Source organism: Citrobacter sp. S39, assembly GCF_009495675.1.
Taxonomy (GTDB): Bacteria; Pseudomonadota; Gammaproteobacteria; order Enterobacterales; family Enterobacteriaceae; genus Citrobacter; species Citrobacter freundii.
In genome coordinates this window covers 3,911,087-3,929,811 of record NZ_CP045555.1, presented here as the reverse complement: position 1 = coordinate 3,929,811, position 18,725 = coordinate 3,911,087, and the positions used below count along the sequence as shown (strand labels likewise).

Below are 18,725 nucleotides of genomic sequence, written 5' to 3'. Positions count from 1 at the left end.
CTGCTGTACACTTAACAAATAGTGTTTGGTCAGGGGGAACTTATGCAATCACGTGTTCATGTGTTACATGGCGATATTACGACGATCGCTGTTGATGTGATTGTCAATGCGGCGAATCCATCGCTATTGGGCGGAGGTGGCGTCGATGGAGCGATTCATCGCGCTGCAGGGCCTGCGTTGCTGGCGGCCTGCAAACAGGTTATCCAGCAACAGGGCGAATGCCCAACCGGTCATGCGGTTATCACCCTGGCGGGAAACTTGCCCGCCAGGGCGGTGATCCACACCGTGGGGCCCGTATGGCAGGGTGGCGATCATCATGAAGCTGAACGCCTCGAAGAGGCTTACTTTAATAGCTTGCAACTGGCCTTAGCCAATGGTTATCAATCCATTGCTTTTCCAGCAATAAGCACCGGTGCTTATGGTTACCCCCGCGCTGCAGCGGCAGAGATCGCGGTGAAAACGGTGTTGAAATTTATCACCCGACGTACGCTTCCCGATCAAATATACTTCGTGTGCTTTGATGAAGAAAACGCTCGGCTATACAAGAGATTACTTACCCAGCAAGGCGATGAACGCACGGACTGATATGACGCGACTTGAGCGTGCCATCACGCCACTTTGTGAAAACCACCCGGGAGAATGCGGCATTCTGACGTTGGATGACAGCCTGGATGCATTTGCTGCTCGCTATCGGTTGACGGAAATGGCGGAACGTACCCTGGATGTTCAGTATTACATCTGGGAAAGCGACATGTCCGGGCTATTACTATTTTCCGTTTTGCTGGCCGCGGCGAAGCGGGGCGTCCGGGTGCGTTTGTTGCTGGATGATAACAACACGCCAGGTCTGGATGACACGCTGCGTTTGCTGGACAATCACCCTAATATAGAAATCCGTCTGTTTAATCCCTTTTCCTTTCGTATCCTGCGTGCACTAGGCTATTTAACCGATTTTGCCCGGTTGAATCGACGTATGCACAATAAAAGTTATACCGCTGACGGCGTCGTAACTCTCGTGGGTGGGCGAAATATCGGCGATGCCTATTTTGGCACAGGCGAACAACCGCTGTTTTCCGATCTGGATGTTATGGCTATCGGGCCGGTGGTCCAGGATGTTGCTGACGACTTTGAGCGTTACTGGCACTGCCGCTCGGTTTCAACATTGCAAAATGTACTTGAGGTGGCTGAGCCAGCTTCAACGCAAAAAATCGAACTTCCAGAATCCTGGTATAACGATGACATCACGCGTCGCTATCTACATAAGCTGGAAACCAGCCAGTTTATGACCCACCTCGATCAGAGGTCGCTACCGCTGATTTGGGCGAGAACGCGCTTGCTGAGTGATGATCCCGCAAAAGGAGAGGGGAAAGCGCCGCGCCACTCACTATTACCGCAGCGTTTGTTTGACGTGATGGGATCTCCCACCGAGCGTATTGATATTATTTCCGCCTACTTTGTACCAACTCGCGCCGGTGTGGCGCAGCTCCTGAGACTGGTGAGAAAAGGCGTTAAGATCGCGATTTTAACTAATTCTCTGGCGGCGAATGATGTCGCAGTCGTTCACGCAGGCTATGCACGCTGGCGAAAAAAGCTCTTGCGCTACGGTGTGGAGTTATACGAGCTCAAACCAACTCGCGATCGCGTTTCAGCAGTACATGACCGGGGATTAACCGGTAATTCAGGCTCCAGCCTGCATGCGAAAACCTTCAGCATTGACGGTTGTAAAGTGTTTATCGGCTCGCTTAATTTTGATCCCCGTTCAACGCTGCTCAATACGGAAATGGGGTTTGTGATTGAGAGTGAAGTACTGGCCGAGTTGATTCATAAACGTTTTATGCAAAGCCAGCGTGAAATGGCCTGGCAACTACGTCTTGATCGGTGGGGAAGAATCAATTGGGTCGACAGACTTTCTGGCAGTGAACAGGTACTGAAAAAAGAACCCGCCACAGGATTCTGGAAGCGGGTTCTGGTAAAGCTGGCGTCCGTGTTACCCATTGAGTGGTTGCTCTGAACCACACAATGATTGACGGAAAACTAACTGGCCACGGCCTTGTTTTTATCCTGCCTGACGGGTGGTTTACCCGAAAAGAGAAACTTCAGCACCGGGATCCGTAAATGGATTTCGTACAGTATTACCGCAATCCCGACTACAAACAGTAGACCGCAGAGAAAGCCCAGCAAATTCGACTTGATATGCGGTGTGATGTAAGCGCCAAAAAACAGCGTTAACGGATGATGCACCAGATAGATAAACAGAGATGCGTTGACAAAATAGGTCACGCGGGCTGACTGGAAATTCAACAAACGGTGACCAAGTGAAAAGACGACATTCACCATCCACAGGCCCATGACCATGGTAATAACATATTCGGTTTCATACATCCAGGCATCGCCGTTGCCGTAACGTTGATTGAGCAGGTATGCGACAAATGCGCATGCGGCGCCCAGCGTGCAGCCGCGCGATGGCGTGGTAAACAGCGCTTTCAGATTAGGATTGATAAACGCCAGCGCACCGAGCATAAAGAAAGGCACATAAAACAACGTTTGCATAACGATAAAATTAAACATGCCATCGCTGAGAATCGAAGGGTAGAGGATGAAAATCGTCCTTCTGACGGCGGCATAACCGAAACCCAGCACTGCAAAAATCAGCGTTAACTTTGTCATTGACACCGCAGGCGCGCTGCCGACGTCGCTTTGCGTCAATCTGTGTTTCATCTGGGTAAACACCCACATGCTCAGGGTCGTTAACACCACGAGAACCAGTAAAAACCACAGATGGGAAATCAGCTCCCAGGCCAGCGCGTTGTATTTATCGTAGCCGCTGAGGGTATGCCAGCTGTCTGCTTTGCCTTTCACGTATTGCAGCATGATAAATTGCGGCAGCGTAAGCAGCGGAATCGCGGTCAGCATAGGGATCCCCACGCGTTCTACACGCACTTTCCACCAGCGCTTTAACGGATAGCGTAGAAATAGCATGTAGGAAAAATAACCCGAAATGACAAAGAAGACTTGCATGCGAAAAGCATGGATAAAGTCATTGAACAAGGTCAACCACCACGATGGTTCTGCGCTGTTCACGTGCCATGTGTGGGTGGAGTAGATCAATGAAATATGAAACGGGATCCCTAACAACATTAGCCAGGCACGGATGGAGTCAAGAAAATATTCGCGTGGTGGTGATACAGAGCTCATAGACAGTTATGTATTCTCAGACTTTTCGTCTTATCCCTAAGACGAATAATGGTTACATTCGAGGGCAACCCTACACGAAGTCTAACAACCTGTCTCCAGGATAAGCACGCAAAGTGAAAACAGGCAGACGAACCTGCTTAAACCATGAGCCAGCGCGCGAACAATACAGGGATTCAGTTGTCGGAATACCCGATTATCCATTAAAATGGATCAGATCAATATAAGCACACAAAGGGGGAAGTGCTTACTAATTATGAAACATAAACTACAAATGATGAAAATGCGTTGGTTGGGTGCAGCAGTCATGTTAACGCTGTACACATCATCAAGCTGGGCATTCAGCATTGATGATGTTGCAAAACAAGCTCAATCCTTAGCCGATAAAGGCTATGAGGCGCCAAAAAGTAACTTGCCCTCCGTTTTCCGCGACATGAAATATGCGGATTATCAGCAGATCCAGTTTAATCGCGATAAAGCCTACTGGAGCAATCTCAAGACCCCATTTAAGCTCGAGTTCTACCACCAGGGTATGTACTTCGACACGCCGGTCAAAATCAACGAAGTGACCGCTACTGCGGTGAAAAGAATCAAATACAGCCCGGATTACTTTAATTTCGGCGATGTTCAGCATGATAAAGACACGGTAAAAGATCTCGGTTTCGCCGGGTTCAAAGTGCTGTATCCGATCAACAGCAAAGATAAAAACGACGAAATCGTCAGCATGCTCGGTGCCAGCTATTTCCGTGTTCTGGGTGCAGGCCAGGTCTACGGCCTTTCTGCGCGCGGTCTCGCGATTGATACCGCTCTGCCTTCTGGTGAAGAATTTCCCCGCTTTCGTGAGTTTTGGATCGAGCGTCCGAAACCAACTGATAAACGTTTAACCATTTATGCCTTACTGGATTCTCCGCGTGCTACCGGAGCGTATCGCTTTGTCATCATTCCTGGTCGTGACACGGTAGTCGATGTTCAGTCCAAAGTTTATCTGCGCGACAAAGTGGGCAAACTTGGCGTGGCACCGTTAACCAGTATGTTCCTGTATGGACCGAACCAGCCTTCTCCGACGACTAACTATCGTCCAGAACTGCATGACTCTAACGGTTTGTCCATCCACGCTGGCAACGGCGAATGGATTTGGCGTCCGCTGAATAACCCGAAACATCTCGCGGTGAGCAGCTTTGCTATGGAAAATCCGCAAGGTTTCGGTCTGTTGCAGCGTGGCCGTCAGTTCTCGCGTTTTGAAGACATCGACGATCGTTACGATCTGCGCCCGAGCGCCTGGATCACGCCAAAAGGCGATTGGGGCAAAGGTAAGATTGAGTTAGTTGAAATTCCAACTAACGATGAAACGAACGATAACATCGTTGCGTACTGGACCCCGGATCAGCTGCCTGAAGCCGGTAAAGAAATGAACTTTAAATATACCCTGACGTTCACGCGTGATGAAGACAAGCTTCATGCGCCTGATAACGCTTGGGTACAGCAGACACGTCGTTCTACCGGTGATGTTAAACAGTCCAATCTCATTCGTCAGCCTGACGGTACCATCGCGTTTGTGGTGGACTTTTCCGGCACCGATATGAAAAAGCTGCCGCAGGATACGCCGGTTACCGCACAAACCAGTATTGGTGACAACGGTGAAATCGTTGAAAACACCGTGCGCTACAACCCGGTCACTAAAGGTTGGCGTTTGGTATTGCGCGTGAAAGTGAAAGACGTGAAGAAAACCACTGAAATGCGTGCTGCCCTGGTCAATGCCGATCAGACGCTGAGTGAAACCTGGAGCTACCAGTTACCTGCCAATGAATAAGACAACTGAGTATATTGACGCAATGCCGCTTTCGGATATCGAAAAAGCGGCACTGCCGAAAACTGACATCCGCGCCGTTCATCAGGCGCTGGATGCTGAGCATCGTACGTACTCGCGCGAAGATGATTCACCGCAGGGTTCTGTAAAAGCTCGTCTTGAGCAAGCATGGCCGGATTCTCTGGCTAAAGAGCAGTTGGTTAAGGACGATGAGGGGCGCGATCAGCTACAGGCGATGCCAAAAGCAACGCGTACCTCTATGTTCCCCGATCCCTGGCGTACCAACCCGGTTGGGCGTTTTTGGGATCGTCTGCGTGGGCGTGATGTGACACCGCGTTATCTTTCGCGTTTGACGAAAGAAGAACAAGAGAGCGAGCAAAAATGGCGTACCGTAGGCACCATCCGCCGCTATACGCTGTTGATCTTAACGCTGGCGCAAACGGTCGTTGCAACCTGGTATATGAAGACGATCCTTCCTTATCAGGGGTGGGCATTCATTAATCCTGCAGACATGATGGGGCAGGATTTGTGGGTCTCCTTTATGCAACTGCTGCCCTACATGCTCCAGACCGGCATTCTTATTTTGTTTGCCGTACTTTTCTGTTGGGTATCAGCGGGGTTCTGGACCGCGCTGATGGGCTTCCTGCAATTGCTGATTGGACGGGATAAGTACAGTATCTCGGCCTCAACGGTCGGGGATGAACCGTTGAATCCTGAACACCGTACGGCGTTGATTATGCCTATCTGTAACGAGGACGTTGATCGCGTATTCGCGGGACTTCGCGCCACGTGGGAGTCGGTCAAAGCAACGGGCAACGCTGAGCATTTCGATGTTTACATTCTGAGCGACAGCTACAATCCAGATATCTGCGTGGCAGAACAAAAAGCGTGGATGGAGCTGATTGCCGAAGTGCAGGGCGAAGGACAGATTTTCTACCGCCGTCGTCGTCGTCGCGTGAAGCGTAAAAGCGGCAACATTGATGACTTCTGCCGTCGCTGGGGAAATCAGTACAGCTACATGGTTGTGCTGGATGCTGACTCAGTGATGAGCGGTGACTGTCTGAGCGGCCTGGTGCGCCTGATGGAAGCGAATCCGAATGCCGGGATTATCCAGTCTTCACCGAAGGCTTCCGGTATGGATACGCTGTATGCGCGCTGCCAACAGTTTGCGACCCGTGTTTATGGGCCGCTGTTTACCGCCGGGCTTCACTTCTGGCAGTTAGGCGAATCACACTACTGGGGCCACAACGCAATTATCCGCGTGAAGCCGTTTATCGAGCACTGTGCGCTCGCGCCGTTACCGGGCGAAGGTTCGTTTGCGGGCTCGATCCTCTCCCATGACTTTGTTGAAGCGGCGTTGATGCGTCGTGCCGGCTGGGGCGTGTGGATTGCTTACGATCTGCCGGGCTCTTATGAAGAGCTACCGCCGAACCTGCTGGATGAACTCAAGCGCGACCGTCGCTGGTGCCACGGCAACCTGATGAACTTCCGTCTGTTCCTGGTTAAGGGGATGCACCCGGTTCACCGTGCGGTGTTCCTGACTGGTGTGATGTCCTATCTGTCCGCGCCGCTGTGGTTTATGTTCCTCGCGCTCTCTACCGCATTGCAGGTGGTGCATGCGTTGACGGAACCGCAGTACTTCCTGCAACCGCGTCAGCTATTCCCGGTATGGCCGCAATGGCGACCTGAACTGGCGATCGCGCTGTTTGCTTCAACGATGGTGCTGTTGTTCCTGCCGAAGTTGCTGAGTATTTTGCTCATCTGGTGTAAAGGGACGAAAGAGTACGGCGGGTTTATCCGCGTTACGCTGTCGCTGCTGCTGGAGGTTCTGTTCTCCGTGCTGCTGGCACCGGTGCGCATGCTGTTCCATACCGTCTTCGTCGTGAGCGCTTTCCTCGGTTGGGAAGTGGTGTGGAATTCGCCGCAGCGCGATGACGATTCCACCCCGTGGGGTGAAGCATTTATGCGTCACGGTTCTCAGTTACTGTTGGGGCTGGTGTGGGCTGTGGGTATGGCCTGGCTGGATCTGCGTTTCCTGTTCTGGCTGGCACCGATTGTCTTCTCGCTGATCCTGTCGCCGTTTGTTTCAGTGATTTCCAGCCGTTCCACGGTGGGGTTACGTACCAAGCGCTGGAAGCTGTTCCTGATCCCGGAAGAGTATTCCCCGCCGCAGGTGCTGGTGGATACCGATACTTATCTGGTGATGAACCGTAAACGTACGCTGGACGATGGCTTTATGCATGCGGTGTTTAACCCGTCGTTTAACGCACTGGCCACGGCCATGGCGACTGCACGCCACCGCGCCAGCAACGTGCTGGAGATTGCACGCGATCGTCATGTGGAACAGGCGCTGAACGAAACGCCGGAGAAACTGAATCGCGATCGCCGCCTTGTATTGTTGAGCGATCCGGTGACCATGGCACGTTTACATTATCGCGTCTGGAATTCACCTGATAAGTATTCTTCGTGGGTGAACTACTATCAGGGATTGACTCTGAACCCGTTGGCGCTCAGGAAAAAATAAGCGTTCTGTAACGTGAAAATACCGGCCTGGTGCCGGTATTTTTTTATATTGACTAGAATGAGTCGTGAGGTAGCAGGTGCGAATATTGGCTGTAGGAATAATGATCTTCTTCCTGAGCGGATGCGGCAGCATTATTAGTCGTACCATCCCTGGGCAAGGACACGGAAATCAATACTATCCTGGCGTGCAATGGGATGTTCGGGACTCCGCATGGCGCTACGTCACTATCCTCGATCTGCCTTTTTCGCTGGTGTTTGATACGTTGCTGCTACCGCTCGACATACATCATGGACCTTACGAGTAATTATCGCTCATCCCATTCATCGGCTGCGGTCTGCCCCTCTTCGGTATCAAGGGGAGGTTCCAGCTGGAATTCACCTTCATCCCATTCGTGAAGCGTATTTTCTTCCTGCCACTCCTGGCGAATTTCAATTTCATCATAGTCGCCATCAAAAACGCTCTGAGCCGCTTCTCCGCTCAGTATTGGTAGACATTCACCATCTACATCATCCTCGTCAGCAAAGAATTCCGCCTGCCACATAATGTCGCCATCCTGTAGCACGTATTTTTGGATGCTTAGCTGTTGAACGCTGGCGTCGTCTGACTCAAGGTCAGGGTTATCAGCCAGAAACACTTCACGAGCTGCATCAATAGCCTCTTCCAACGTGGCATAAAAATTCATGTCATTCTTTGCCATTTTTCTTCTCCTAAGGCGAACAATAAAGGGGGATGATTCAATCTATAGACGGCGATCCGCAGAGCGTCAAACCCGTTAGCTGCGTGGCTAACTCAATCAGATGATTACTGCCTGCAATGCCAACGAGAGCAGGTGAAAGTAACCTCGGTAGTTTATGAAAAAATTTACATTGGCAGATACTGAAGCCGACGTAATATCAGGAAAAAAATTCAAGAAAAAAGAGTAATGTATGTGGTTTGCAATGCAGTAATGAAAATCAAATGAATAAAAGTTGGCGTTATATTAGAAAATCTTCAGTTTTAAACACCAATTTTTGTGTGTTTTAGAGGGGGAGTGCGAACGCTTATGAATTAATATTGCATAACTCAATCAAAATAAAGGAGAAAATTAATGCCCAATACGGAAGTGTTGCAGAGGTAATCAATGAAAGTGGCTAAACTTAGTGGTGTCTCTGGAAGTGACAAAGTGTCTTTTGCGTATAGGGGTTGTGAATGGTGCGAGTGATACTAAAATAGTATACATAATAAAAGATTATTAATGACAAAGGTTATAAATCTATAAGAAACCATTAAATAAGAAATGAATTAATGTTATTGAAATTGTGCGGGTATAATAGTTTGCAAAATCTTATGCTTTATTATATAAAATGCAAAATTAAGAATTACCTTAAGGTTGTTATGGATAACTATAATTCAAATAATGGAAGGTTAATGGCTTTCTATATAATCTGTTTGGCTAGCTATATTCTTGGCGGTTTGTGTCTTACACAATTTAAATTAACGATGCAAAGTGTCCCGCAAACAGTATATCTGATTATAATTGTAGGGTTGTTCTTTTTATATGGAATAATTTTCCTGTTTATGTTATTTCAGTATCTTTGTAGAAAAGATCTCACCTGCCTCATGATATTAGGCATGGCGTTTCTTGGCAATAACATATTTTTCGTCGAGACTATCTACATCGTTCAGGACTTGATTAATGATCATGCATCAATCGAAAAAAGAACTAACGATATAGCTATATTTTATTACTTTCGGCAGATTAGTTTCATCGCTCTGCTATTTGTTTCATTGAAATCTTATAAAATATCCTCGACAGTTATTGAAACCAAAGAAAGAGAACCTTGCTATATCGTTCTGTCTTTTTTAATCATGCTTGTTATCGCGGTGATGGCGCACACTCTGGCCAGTTACAACCCTAATTTTACACTCGAGATAACAAGCCTGAAGCCTGATAATGTCACGGTGCACTGGCATATTGGGTACATTTATTCGCTTATTATATCCTGGGGGCTGGTCCTGTTGTATTTAATCATTAAAACCAGAACGCACAACATCTTGTGGAAAAGTATAGGGCTACTGTGTTGCTCAGCAATATTGACCAATGTACTACTTCTGAGCCTGGATGAATATAGCATGTATATTTGGTATGTTAGCCGGGGAATTGAGGTGATAAGTGCCCTGTGTATAATCTCAATACTGATGTACAACACCTTCATCATCTTAAAAAAAGAAACGGATTCAGCTATTAAAGATGCAATGACTAAAATATATAATCGTAAACTATTCTATAAGTCATTAAAAGCATCATTAGCAAAAGGTGCAGTGTGTGTAATGGTTCTGGATATTGATAAATTCAAACGGATTAACGATACCTACGGTCATCAGGAAGGTGACAGAGTAATAATCAGCATTGTCGATATTATCAATAAATCAATCAGAGATACGGATATTTTTGCCAGAGTCGGTGGCGAAGAATTTGCGATCCTTCTTAAGTGTAACGATAAAGATGAGGCAATTGTTGTTGCAGAACGAATTAGGCGAAATGTGGAAAATGGTACGACAATACCAAATTCATATGATTTAAAAGAAAAAATGACGATAAGTATCGGTGTATATTGCAGTAAAATTGATGATGAATCAGCGGATAAAGTTGTTTCATATGCTGATGCCGCTTTGTATGAAGCCAAAAATTCTGGCAGAAATAAAGTGTGTTACTATTATCATTAAGACTGAAATATATGTCATGTGAGATAAATTTTTATTCTGAAGCTGCGAATATAAATATATAAATCATCCCACGACCTCTGTACTCCGACGACGGCGCAGGCTATTCCACGAGTACAGGGCGTTGAACAGGACGACTCCTGCGGTCACACAGAATACAGCACGAAAACCGTAGTTGGCGGATATCGCTGCCCCCATTAGAGGTCCTGTTACGTTACCAATGTCGCGAAATGACTGGTTATAACTGAAAATACGTCCAGCTATTTGATTAGTCGAGTTATAGACCAGCAGCGTTTGTACCGCCGGGAGCAGAGCGCCGTCGGCCGCCCCCAATAAAAAGCGCAGAATACCAAGCTGCCAGGGCGTCTGGACAAATGACATTGGAATTAGCAGTAACACGGAAACGATCAGCGCGACGATCAGGATCTTCTCCGGGCCAATCCGATCGCCTAATTTGCCAAGTTTTGGGGCACTGATTAATGCTGCAACGCCGGGGACAGAGGCTATCATCCCACTGATAAACGCAATATTGCTGACGTTGCCAGCCAACTCTCGAACGTACAGTGTCAGTATTGGCGCGATAGAACCGGTGGCTACCTGAATGATCAAAGTGGTGACAAACAGGCTCAGCACCAGTTTGGGGTTCTTTAAAGAGGCCACGACTTCACGAATGTGCAGCATTTCCTTCTTGCTCACCGGCTGGAAACGCTCGCGGATAAAAAATAGCGTCAGGATGAAGCAGACCAACAGCACGCTGGCGGTGATGAAAAATACGGGGCGCAGTCCGTACTGATCCGCGAGGAGGCCGCCCGCTAGCGGCCCGAGCAGTGCGCCACTAACGCCACCGGTGGAAAGCGTTCCCAGTGCCCAGCCGCTTTTATTGCGTGGAACCTGGGTGGCGATCAGTGCATTCGCATTGGGGATGAATCCACCAAGCAGCCCCAACAAGGCGCGCAGAATCAAGAACTGCCAGATATTTTGCGCCAGTCCCATCAGCAGCATAACAACAGCCATACCCAACGCAGATCGTAGCAGCATGATTTTTCGCCCCTTGCGATCGGCAAGGCCGCCCCAGAAAGGAGAGGCGATAGCGGAAAAAAGAAAGGTGATGCTGAAGACCAGGCCTGACCACATATTCAGTGCGCTATGTCCCGTGACGCCGAGACTTTCGACATAAAGCGGCAAAAAGGGCATGACCAGGCTAAATGCTGCGCCGGTTAAAAAACAGCCTAACCAGGCAACAGTGAGGTTGCGTTTCCAGTTTATGGGAGCATCTGAGGGTGACATAGCGTTCCGCAGTGTGGCGCGCTGTTTGCGCTATCGATTGAATATAAGTAAGCAGGCTAATTATGCGCCTGGTAGATAATTGCTGCAATGCGGATAGCAGTTAAACCTAAAGCAGGCAGGGAAGGTGTTGCAGCCCACAGGGCTGCAACAGTGTTTTAGTACAGGGAAGGAGAACCTTCAGGGCGCGTCTTGAAGCGACGATGCAGCCACATATACTGCTCTGGCGCCATCATGATGCATTGCTCAACAATTTTGTTCATCCACGCGGCAGTGGTCTCTGCGTCGTCCAAAGGCGGTGAACACTCCGGAGGCAGCATAATCAATTGATACCCTTTACCGTCAGGTTTGCGGCGAGGAACAAACGGTACCAGGCAGGCATTGGACATGCGCGAAAGCATCCAGGTCCCAGAGGTTGTTGCGGCTTGTTCAACGGCAAAAAGTGGTACAAACACACTGGCACGAGGGCCGTAATCGTGATCCGGCGCGTACCAGACCACTTCGCCCTTTTTCAACGCTTTAATCATCCCTTTCAGGTCTTTACGATCGAGCATTGATTTATTCGAGCGCATACGGCCCCAGGTTTGTAGCCAGTCGAGAAGCGGGTTGTCGTTAGGGCGATACACACCAATACCCGGTTCCTGCAAACCAAACTGACGTGCACCAAGTTCCAGAGTCAGAAAGTGCAGACCCACTAACAAGATCCCGCGTTTTTGCGCCTGAACGTCACGGATATGTTCCATCCCGATCACTTCAGTCCAGCGTGAAATACGCTTATCGGACCAAAACCAGGCCATTCCGGTTTCCATTACGCCCATGCCCACGGATTCGAAGTTCTTGACGACCATCTGCTGGCGTTCCTGCTCACTCATCTGCGGGAAGCACAGTTCCAGATTTCGGGAAACAATTTTTGCCCGACGTTTCATCAAACGTAGCGCCAGTCGACCTAATGCACAGCCCAACTTAAAGAGGATGGGGTAGGGTAACTGCACGATTAACCAAAGGATGCCAATACCTAGCCAGGTTAACCAATAACGTGGATGCAGTAATGCAGCCGAAAACTTGGGTAAATTCGTCATGTCTATCCTGTCTTCAAACGACCAATTCCCTGTATTGTCGCATTTTTTCGCGCGTATCAAAAATTTGTGACGGGAGAACGGTGATTAATTCTGCAATTGTTGTTGCAATTTTATAGTGAAGTATGAAATGTAGCGTAAAATGTGTGGATGTAAATTGGCGATGTTTGCTTTATTATGCCGCCGATTTTCATTTATTCCCTATTTGCAGGATACGTACACCATGCCAGTGTTACACAACCGCATTTCGAACGACGCCCTCAAAGCCAAAATGCTGGCCGAGACCGAGCCGCGTACGACGATCTCATTCTATAAATATTTCACCATTGCCAATCCTCAGCACACGCGTGATGCACTGTACCAGATGTTCACCGCATTGAACGTCTTCGGGCGAGTATATCTTGCCCATGAAGGAATTAATGCGCAAATCAGCGTACCGCAAAGCAACGTCGAGGCATTTCGCCAGCAACTCTATGCTTTTGATCCTTCATTGAACGATTTACGTCTGAATATTGCGCTGGATGATGACGGTAAATCGTTCTGGGTACTGCGTATGAAAGTCCGTGAACGTATCGTGGCGGATGGTATTGACGATCCAGACTTTGACGCCAGCAACGTGGGGGATTATCTCAAGGCAGCAGAGGTGAATGCCATGCTTGACGATCCTGAAGCGGTATTCATTGATATGCGCAACCATTATGAATATGAGGTGGGTCACTTCGAGAATGCGCTGGAGATCCCGGCAGACACGTTTCGCGATCAGTTGCCGAAAGCGGTTGAAATGATGCAGGCGCATAAAGATAAAAAAATCGTGATGTACTGCACGGGTGGGATCCGCTGTGAGAAAGCTAGCGCCTGGATGAAACACAATGGATTTAGCAAAGTCTGGCACATTGAGGGCGGTATTATTGAGTATGCCCGCAAGGCGCGTGAGCAGGGACTTCCGGTGCGTTTTGTCGGTAAAAACTTTGTCTTTGATGAGCGCATGGGCGAAAGGATCTCTGAAGATGTTATCGCACATTGTCATCAGTGCGGCACGGCATGCGATAGCCATACTAATTGCAAAAATGATGGCTGCCATCTGTTGTTTATTCAGTGCCCGGCTTGTGCGCAGAAATATAAAGGCTGCTGTAGCGAGCTGTGTAGCGAAGAGAGTGAGTTGCCGGAAGAGGAACAACGGCGTCGTCGCGCGGGGCGTGAAAATGGCAATAAAATCTTTAATAAATCACGTGGTCAACTGAATACCAAACTGGGTATTCCAGACCCTGCACAATAGTCGCTATGCCGGATGGTGGCTTGAGCCCCATCCGGCCATTCATGCGTTACTTCTGTTGCACACCTTCCACTGAGATGATCAAATCGACTTCCTGCGACGCCGGACCGAGATCGGTGGTGATGTTGAAATCCTTCAGCTTAATCTTACCTTGCGCTTCAAAACCAGCGCGCGTACCGCCCCAAGGATCGCCGCCCTGACCGATGAGCTTCGCGTCCAGCGTAACCGGTTTGGTAACGCCGTTCAGGGTCAAATTACCGGTGATATCCAGGTCATTACCTTCTTTCTTCACGCTGGTGGAGCTGAAGGTCGCCTGCGGGAATTTTGCTACGTTAAGGAAATCTGCGCTGCGCAGATGTTTGTCACGTTCGGCGTGATTAGTGCCAACACTGTTGGTGTTGATGGTTACGTTAACCTTATCGGCTGCGGGATTTTTCTCATCAAAGGTAAACGTACCGTCGAAATCTTTAAATGTGCCGTACAGCCAGCTGTAACCCAGATGCTGAATACGGAAATTAACAAAGGCATGCTGTCCTTCCTTGTCAATTTTGTAATCTGCCGCCACGGCCGACCCGGTGGTGAATAACAGAGAGGCGAGTGTAAGTCCCAGCAGGTTTTTTTTCATTTTAAGCTCCATAGTCAGATGACGATTTTCCCAACATGCGATTGAGGGTATCGTCGTTATCGATAAAGTGATGTTTCAGGGCCATCAGTCCGTGCAGTAGGGATAAAATCACCACGGTCCACGCAAGCCACAGGTGCAAGCTACCGGCGAGGTCGGCCTGAGCACCTGCGTTGGCAACGGTGGCTGGAATGTCGAACCAACCAAAGACGCTTATCGCTTTGCCATCTGCGGTGGAAATCAGATATCCGCTGACGACAATCGAAAAGAGCAGCAAATAAAGTGCGAGGTGACCCATTGCCGCTGCGATGCGGGTTAAACGGGAGTAGCTTGCCAACGCAGCAGGCGGAGGGGAGAACAACCGCCAGACAACGCGGATAACCAGTCCCATCATGAGTAGGATGCCGATGCTTTTATGCAGTTCAGGGGCCTGGTGATACCAGCCGTCATAGTAGCTAAGCGTGACCATCCATAAGCCCAACGCGAACATGCCATATACAGCAATTGCAACCAGCCAATGTAATATGGCTGACACTACGCCATAGCGCTGTGGACTATTTTTGAATTGCATAAGCACACCGATTTATATTTCAGAAGTGAATGAAAATGGCGTGTAAAAGACATTAATGCAACTAATAAATAACAATGGTGATGATATTTATTTTTTGTTCAGTAAAGTTGACTGATTATTGAATTAATCATCAAGGGATTAGTGTGAGAGTAGGTGATAGTGCTTGGTTTATGGGTGGTTATGATTTTTATTATTGTTCAGTTTATTGCAATGAAAATTAAGCTAATTTCAATTTTTGTCAATTATTGTCAGCGCGCAGGAATCAGAAAAACATAATATATATTACATCCATAATGGCCAGCAGCGACCATAAAATAATGTAGAGCATGAGATGCTCGCGAATATTATTAACCAGATAGTGAAAGATACGGCGCATTGACGTTATTCCTGTCATTAAAAATGGCCTCACCATCGAGGCCATTCATTTATTATCACTTAAAACGGCTTAGCCTGAAGGGGGTCAGGTCAAAGTCAGACGGTTTGTCCTGAGCGAAGTTTGCCGCAATCTCTCCCAGAACAGAGGCAAACTTAAAGCCATGTCCGCTCAGCCCGGTAATGATTAGCGTGTTGTCGTGCGCTGGCAGAGTATCGATAATAAAGTCTTCATCCGGTGAATTATCGTAAGTGCAGGACGCGCCGTGCAGGCAGCAGCCAACGCCCGGCAGAATTGTGCGCAGGAATGGGAAGGCTTCAGAACCATCGCTGGCTACAGCGGCAAATGGCTTACGCTCATCAGCAGAGTGAATGACTTGTCCGCCGTTGTGCTTACCAATTTTCAGCTCGTCGTTTTCTGCCGGGAAACCGTAGTATTGATCACCATTTGGCAGCTCGCCGGTAAAGGCTGGGAAGTTATTCTTAACGCTGTAGCGCCCATCGGCCTGATACCAGGCGAACACTTTGCGCACCGGTTGTATCGGTAGTTCAGGGACTAAAGCCTGCACCCAGGTACCGGCGCTGATCACTGCTTTTTTCGCGTGGTAGTCACCGTCAGCCGTTTCTACCGTGATGCCATCATCACCGTGATGAATTGCGCTGACCGGGCATTTAAACAGTTGCGCACAGCCGGCTTCTTCCGCCAGACGGATCCAGGTTTTAATTGCTAACTCACTGCGTAAAAAACCGGACTCTGCTTCAAACAGACCGATATAGTTGTCAGGTACACGAATCTCCGGCCAGCGCGCCATGATGGTTGCCGCATCCAGTTGTTCAACGTTGAGTTGCCACTGTTTGGCGCTTTGCGCTGCAGTAGCTAAGAAGGTGGACTCTGCCGGACCGAGGTTGATAACACCGGAGCGAACAAAAATCGGTTCTTCATTATGGGTGGATAGTTCATCCCACAATGTTTGCGCACGTAGCACTAGCGGAACGTATTTTTCACCTTCGCCATAAGCATGACGAATTAATCGAGTGTCACCGTGGTGGCTGCCCTGCTGATGCGGAGGCATATGTGCATCGATCATCAGAACCTTCAGACCGGCACGTGTGGCATAGTATCCAGCTGCGGCGCCTACTGAACCGCTGCCAATAATGATTAAGTCGTATTTCATCCGCTTCTCTCTGCAATCGCGATAGTAGCAGGTTAAATAACTGACCCGGAATATTCAACCTGGAAATAAGAAAGGCACCGTTAAGGTGCCTTTTGATGGTTGGATGTATCAGGTTTAATGTCGCTGATACTCATTTACCTGGTAATCGCCAGATTCAATTTTGGCGATTCCTGCTTCTAATATCGAAATAAATTGCCTGGCAACATCAGTGGTTAACCAGAGCGTTTGACCAACTTCAGTCCCATCCGGGTCAGGGCGATTCGGGGTCTGGTAGTGCAAACGCAGCATCAGCGCATCGTAGCTATCAACAGTGCTGATGTCCCACCCTACAAGCGGATGAGTCTGAATGACTTCATTATTCTTTTCCATCATGCCCCCTAATTCGTGTTACTAGACAACGGTTTTCGAGGTTCAATGCGTTTTTTTCTGAAGCAACTTCAGTATATCAATAAATAAGGGTATTCATTGAAAATTTAAAGAGGGAAGGGCATAAATTTTTTGTTTTCAGCGTTATCTGACTAAGAAACCAACATGTTATTCATTTTTTTTTAGTATGTTGCACAATTATTTTGTTGTTTTGGTTAAAAGATAATCGGTGGGTTAATATTAAATTAAATACTCGTCAGAAGAAATGCGCGATTGATTACAGGATAGTGTGTATAAAAAAGCCGGGGCGACCCGGCAAACAAACATCACTGCATATCATTATTTATTCGTTGATGAACCAGTCATCCGCGCTTTCCCAGGTTTCCTGTAGGATCTCGCTGATGCGTTCTTTGTCCTCTTTAGTCGCGCCAATAACCGACAAATTGTTTGCGCCGGCATAACGGACGGTAACGTTACCTTCGTTATCCGGAAAATGGTGCTGAATACGGCGGGAGAGTTCACCTGCCAGTGCGTCAATTGCACCGGCAGGTAAAGGTGAAGTTTTGGCAATAGTGACTTCAATACGCATAGTAGCCCCCTGTGGAATATACTGTTTATTTATACAGTTATTCGCATCAATTGGCTACACTTTTTTTAGCTTTTTACTGACCAGCGTACCGTTTCGCCACCCAGGAAAGGCACCAGCGTATCGTCTTCCAGTGCAATGCTCTCAGGAACCAGGTGCTCCATGCGTTCCAGCTCAATAAAGGTCTCATTTACCGGCAAGCCATAGAACTGTGGGCCGTTGAGTGAGCAGAAGGCTTCGAAATGGTCCAGCGCATTCATCTCTTCAAACACGGTGGCATAGCTGCCCAGCGCGGTCGGTGCATTAAAACAGCCCGCACAGCCACAGCTTGACTCTTTGCGATGACGCGCGTGCGGCGCTGAGTCGGTACCGAGGAATGCGCGCTTAAACCCGCTGGCAACCAGTTCACGCAGCGCCTGTTGGTGGACGTTACGTTTGAGGATCGGCAGGCAATACAGGTGAGGGCGAATCCCGCCAACCAGCATGTGGTTGCGGTTAAACATCAGGTGCTGTGGCGTAATGGTCGCAGCCAAAAGTTCGTTACCGTCGCGAACGTATTCGGCAGCATCTTTGGTGGTGATATGCTCGAACACCACTTTCAGCGAGGTCAAACGCTGACGCAGCGGTTCCATCACCGTTTCAATAAAGCGCGCTTCGCGATCGAAAATATCGATATCTGCATGCGTGACTTCGCCGTGCACCAGCAGTGGCATACCCAATTTTTCCATCCGCTCCAGCACCGGCATAATGGCGTCAATAGAGGTTACGCCATGCGTCGAGTTGGTGGTGGCATTGGCTGGATAGAGTTTTGCCGCGGTGAATACGCCTTCGTTGAATCCACGTTCCAGCTCGTTGGGATCCAGCGTATCCGTTAAGTAGCAGGTCATTAATGGCGTGAAGTCGTGTCCGGCAGGTACCGCGTCAAGAATGCGCTGGCGATAAGCGATAGCCGCGTCAACCGTGGTGACGGGCGGTACCAGGTTCGGCATGACAATGGCGCGGCCATAAACTTCACTGGTATAGGGCACGACAGTTTTTAACATGTCGCCATCGCGAAAGTGAAGATGCCAGTCGTCTGGGCGGCGGATCTTTAAAACCTGGGATGGTGCAGTCATCAATATGCTCCGGCTGAGGATAGTCTTTTTTGCCGGAAACAAAGGATAAGCGGAAACGTTTT

Annotated in this window: 18 protein-coding genes; 7 read left to right on the top strand and 11 right to left on the bottom strand. The window is 48.6% G+C overall.

Annotation, left to right across the window (positions count from 1 at the left end; genetic code table 11):
* Positions 1-42 precede the first annotated feature (42 nt).
* Both ymdB and GFB57_RS18815 read left to right on the top strand, forming a co-directional pair.
* The gene (ymdB, locus tag GFB57_RS18820; protein WP_003036110.1) at positions 43-585 is read left to right on the top strand and encodes an O-acetyl-ADP-ribose deacetylase; all 543 of its coding nucleotides are present in this window, start codon (positions 43-45) and stop codon (positions 583-585) included.
* Positions 521-2,008, top strand: coding sequence for a phospholipase D family protein (locus tag GFB57_RS18815; RefSeq protein WP_085952495.1), 1,488 nt, complete (start codon positions 521-523; stop codon positions 2,006-2,008). The genes ymdB and GFB57_RS18815 overlap by 65 nt, the downstream gene beginning before the upstream one ends.
* A gap of 23 nt (positions 2,009-2,031) precedes the next feature.
* Here GFB57_RS18815 and mdoC read toward each other — a convergent pair whose 3' ends face one another.
* The gene (gene mdoC / locus GFB57_RS18810; RefSeq protein WP_003036115.1) at positions 2,032-3,192 is read right to left on the bottom strand and encodes a glucans biosynthesis protein MdoC; all 1,161 of its coding nucleotides are present in this window, start codon (positions 3,190-3,192) and stop codon (positions 2,032-2,034) included.
* A gap of 271 nt (positions 3,193-3,463) precedes the next feature.
* On the opposite strand from mdoC, the gene mdoG reads away from it, so the two are divergent.
* From mdoG to GFB57_RS18795, 3 genes are all read left to right on the top strand, one after another.
* A complete protein-coding gene (gene mdoG, locus GFB57_RS18805; RefSeq protein WP_003836790.1) occupies positions 3,464-4,999 on the top strand; it encodes a glucans biosynthesis protein MdoG in 1,536 nt (511 codons plus the stop codon).
* Complete coding sequence (mdoH, locus tag GFB57_RS18800) at positions 4,992-7,520, top strand: glucans biosynthesis glucosyltransferase MdoH (protein WP_003036122.1); 2,529 nt, start codon at positions 4,992-4,994, stop codon at positions 7,518-7,520. Before mdoG ends, mdoH begins: the two co-directional genes overlap by 8 nt.
* Before the next feature lie 76 nt (positions 7,521-7,596).
* Positions 7,597-7,824, top strand: coding sequence for a YceK/YidQ family lipoprotein (locus GFB57_RS18795; RefSeq protein WP_003832117.1), 228 nt, complete (start codon positions 7,597-7,599; stop codon positions 7,822-7,824).
* On the opposite strand, the gene GFB57_RS18790 is transcribed toward GFB57_RS18795, so the two are convergent.
* Positions 7,825-8,202, bottom strand: coding sequence for a MysB family protein (locus GFB57_RS18790; protein WP_003036128.1), 378 nt, complete (start codon positions 8,200-8,202; stop codon positions 7,825-7,827).
* A 692-nt stretch (positions 8,203-8,894) separates the two neighbouring features.
* On the opposite strand from GFB57_RS18790, the gene GFB57_RS18785 reads away from it, so the two are divergent.
* Positions 8,895-10,226: a sensor domain-containing diguanylate cyclase gene (locus GFB57_RS18785; RefSeq protein ID WP_171847528.1), complete on the top strand. Its 1,332-nt coding sequence runs from the start codon at positions 8,895-8,897 to the stop codon at positions 10,224-10,226.
* Positions 10,227-10,289: 63 nt separating this feature from the next.
* Here the strand turns inward: GFB57_RS18785 and mdtG are convergent, their stop codons facing one another.
* Entirely contained in the window at positions 10,290-11,510 is a 1,221-nt protein-coding gene (gene mdtG, locus GFB57_RS18780) for a multidrug efflux MFS transporter MdtG (RefSeq protein ID WP_003036133.1), read from the bottom strand.
* A 155-nt stretch (positions 11,511-11,665) separates the two neighbouring features.
* A complete protein-coding gene (locus tag GFB57_RS18775; protein WP_003036136.1) occupies positions 11,666-12,586 on the bottom strand; it encodes a Kdo(2)-lipid IV(A) acyltransferase in 921 nt (306 codons plus the stop codon).
* A 220-nt stretch (positions 12,587-12,806) separates the two neighbouring features.
* Here GFB57_RS18775 and GFB57_RS18770 point away from each other — a divergent pair, with 220 nt between their 5' ends.
* Positions 12,807-13,859, top strand: a complete 1,053-nt coding sequence (locus GFB57_RS18770; protein WP_003036140.1) for a rhodanese-related sulfurtransferase — start codon at positions 12,807-12,809, stop codon at positions 13,857-13,859.
* A 46-nt stretch (positions 13,860-13,905) separates the two neighbouring features.
* On the opposite strand, the gene GFB57_RS18765 is transcribed toward GFB57_RS18770, so the two are convergent.
* From GFB57_RS18765 to pyrC, 7 genes are all read right to left on the bottom strand, one after another.
* Complete coding sequence (locus GFB57_RS18765) at positions 13,906-14,481, bottom strand: YceI family protein (RefSeq protein WP_003036144.1); 576 nt, start codon at positions 14,479-14,481, stop codon at positions 13,906-13,908.
* Position 14,482: 1 nt separating this feature from the next.
* Entirely contained in the window at positions 14,483-15,049 is a 567-nt protein-coding gene (locus GFB57_RS18760; protein WP_003036146.1) for a cytochrome b, read from the bottom strand.
* A 262-nt stretch (positions 15,050-15,311) separates the two neighbouring features.
* A complete protein-coding gene (locus GFB57_RS18755) occupies positions 15,312-15,425 on the bottom strand; it encodes a YceO family protein (protein ID WP_003036148.1) in 114 nt (37 codons plus the stop codon).
* A gap of 55 nt (positions 15,426-15,480) precedes the next feature.
* The gene (gene solA / locus GFB57_RS18750) at positions 15,481-16,596 is read right to left on the bottom strand and encodes an N-methyl-L-tryptophan oxidase (RefSeq protein WP_003036151.1); all 1,116 of its coding nucleotides are present in this window, start codon (positions 16,594-16,596) and stop codon (positions 15,481-15,483) included.
* A gap of 114 nt (positions 16,597-16,710) precedes the next feature.
* Positions 16,711-16,965: a biofilm formation regulator BssS gene (gene bssS / locus GFB57_RS18745; protein ID WP_003036154.1), complete on the bottom strand. Its 255-nt coding sequence runs from the start codon at positions 16,963-16,965 to the stop codon at positions 16,711-16,713.
* Between the two features lie 340 nt (positions 16,966-17,305).
* Positions 17,306-17,551 (bottom strand): DNA damage-inducible protein I, encoded by a 246-nt coding sequence (gene dinI, locus GFB57_RS18740; protein WP_003036157.1) that lies wholly within the window; start codon positions 17,549-17,551, stop codon positions 17,306-17,308.
* A gap of 65 nt (positions 17,552-17,616) precedes the next feature.
* A complete protein-coding gene (pyrC, locus tag GFB57_RS18735; protein ID WP_003036160.1) occupies positions 17,617-18,663 on the bottom strand; it encodes a dihydroorotase in 1,047 nt (348 codons plus the stop codon).
* Between the last annotated feature and the right edge of the window lie 62 nt (positions 18,664-18,725).

Excerpts from the sequence above, each read along its gene's own strand:
- ymdB (WP_003036110.1), top strand. The coding sequence starts at position 43 with ATGCAATCACGTGTTCATGTGTTACATGGCGATATTACGACGATCGCT.
- GFB57_RS18815 (WP_085952495.1), top strand. The coding sequence starts at position 521 with ATGAAGAAAACGCTCGGCTATACAAGAGATTACTTACCCAGCAAGGCG.
- mdoC (WP_003036115.1), bottom strand. The coding sequence starts at position 3,192 with ATGAGCTCTGTATCACCACCACGCGAATATTTTCTTGACTCCATCCGT.
- mdoG (WP_003836790.1), top strand. The coding sequence starts at position 3,464 with ATGATGAAAATGCGTTGGTTGGGTGCAGCAGTCATGTTAACGCTGTAC.
- mdoH (WP_003036122.1), top strand. The coding sequence starts at position 4,992 with ATGAATAAGACAACTGAGTATATTGACGCAATGCCGCTTTCGGATATC.
- GFB57_RS18790 (WP_003036128.1), bottom strand. The coding sequence starts at position 8,202 with ATGAATTTTTATGCCACGTTGGAAGAGGCTATTGATGCAGCTCGTGAA.
- GFB57_RS18785 (WP_171847528.1), top strand. The coding sequence starts at position 8,895 with ATGGATAACTATAATTCAAATAATGGAAGGTTAATGGCTTTCTATATA.
- mdtG (WP_003036133.1), bottom strand. The coding sequence starts at position 11,510 with ATGTCACCCTCAGATGCTCCCATAAACTGGAAACGCAACCTCACTGTT.
- GFB57_RS18775 (WP_003036136.1), bottom strand. The coding sequence starts at position 12,586 with ATGACGAATTTACCCAAGTTTTCGGCTGCATTACTGCATCCACGTTAT.
- GFB57_RS18770 (WP_003036140.1), top strand. The coding sequence starts at position 12,807 with ATGCCAGTGTTACACAACCGCATTTCGAACGACGCCCTCAAAGCCAAA.
- GFB57_RS18765 (WP_003036144.1), bottom strand. The coding sequence starts at position 14,481 with ATGAAAAAAAACCTGCTGGGACTTACACTCGCCTCTCTGTTATTCACC.
- GFB57_RS18760 (WP_003036146.1), bottom strand. The coding sequence starts at position 15,049 with ATGCAATTCAAAAATAGTCCACAGCGCTATGGCGTAGTGTCAGCCATA.
- GFB57_RS18755 (WP_003036148.1), bottom strand. The coding sequence starts at position 15,425 with ATGCGCCGTATCTTTCACTATCTGGTTAATAATATTCGCGAGCATCTC.
- solA (WP_003036151.1), bottom strand. The coding sequence starts at position 16,596 with ATGAAATACGACTTAATCATTATTGGCAGCGGTTCAGTAGGCGCCGCA.
- bssS (WP_003036154.1), bottom strand. The coding sequence starts at position 16,965 with ATGGAAAAGAATAATGAAGTCATTCAGACTCATCCGCTTGTAGGGTGG.
- dinI (WP_003036157.1), bottom strand. The coding sequence starts at position 17,551 with ATGCGTATTGAAGTCACTATTGCCAAAACTTCACCTTTACCTGCCGGT.
- pyrC (WP_003036160.1), bottom strand. The coding sequence starts at position 18,663 with ATGACTGCACCATCCCAGGTTTTAAAGATCCGCCGCCCAGACGACTGG.